The organism is Dermacoccus sp. CCH2-D9 (genome assembly GCF_001556795.1).
GTDB classification, from domain to species: Bacteria; Actinomycetota; Actinomycetes; order Actinomycetales; family Dermatophilaceae; genus Dermacoccus; species Dermacoccus nishinomiyaensis.
In genome coordinates this window covers 1-923 of sequence record NZ_LSJT01000132.1, presented here as the reverse complement: position 1 = coordinate 923, position 923 = coordinate 1, and the positions used below count along the sequence as shown (strand labels likewise).

1 protein-coding gene is annotated in these 923 nt (G+C 65.9%); it reads left to right on the top strand.

The annotated features are described in order from the left end of the window. Positions 1-47: 47 nt before the first annotated feature. Positions 48-923, top strand: an 876-nt coding sequence (locus AX669_RS11005; RefSeq protein ID WP_062258430.1) for an IS630 family transposase, incomplete at its 3' end; no start/stop codon positions are given.

Here is a 923-nt window from a genome sequence, read left to right as displayed (position 1 = left end):
CTAGTGTCGCGCGTCATTAATTCGTTGACAGTATGGGATGATGGCATATGCCGTCACCTGTGCTGGAGATCAGCGAAGAGGACCGTGCGACCCTGACCTCGTGGACACGGTCGCGGACGTTGCCGGCGGGACGTGCGCAGCGTGCGCGGATCGTGCTGGCCGTCGCGGCGGGGACGGGCACCTCGGCAGTGGCGCGGCATGTCGGGGTCTCGCGTCCGACTGTGATCAAGTGGCGTGACCGGTTCGCCGTCGACGGGCTCGCTGGCCTCGAGGACGAGGAGCGTTCGGGCCGACCGAAACGCATCGATGATGCCGTGATCATCGCCACCACGCTCGAGCCGCCACCGGCCAAACTCGGGGTGACGCATTGGTCCTCGCGGTTGCTGGGCAGGCACTTGGGGATCGGGGATGCCACCGTCGCCCGTGCCTGGCGCAAGTACGGGGTCAAGCCATGGCGGCGGGAGACGTTCAAGTTCTCCACAGACCCGGAGCTGGAGGCCAAGGTCCGCGACGTGGTCGGGCTGTACCTGAACCCACCGGAGAAGGCGGTCGTGCTGTGCGTGGATGAGAAGTCCCAGATCCAGGCCTTGAACCGGACCGCGCCGATCCTGCCGCTGCGACCAGGCTTGCCGGAGAAGGCGACCCACGACTACAAGCGCAATGGCACCACCACGCTGTTCGCCGCTATCGAGGTAGCCACCGGTGCGGTGACCGACCAGTGCTACGACCGGCACGGTAAGGCCGAGTTCCTCGACTTCCTCAAGAAGGTCGCCAGGGCTTACCCGCGCCGGGAGCTGCACGTGGTCCTGGACAACTACCACACCCACAAGCACGAGGACATCAAGCAGTGGCTGGCCAAGCACCCGCGGATCACGTTGCACTTCACCCCGACCAGCGGGTCCTGGCTCAACCTCGTCGAGGTT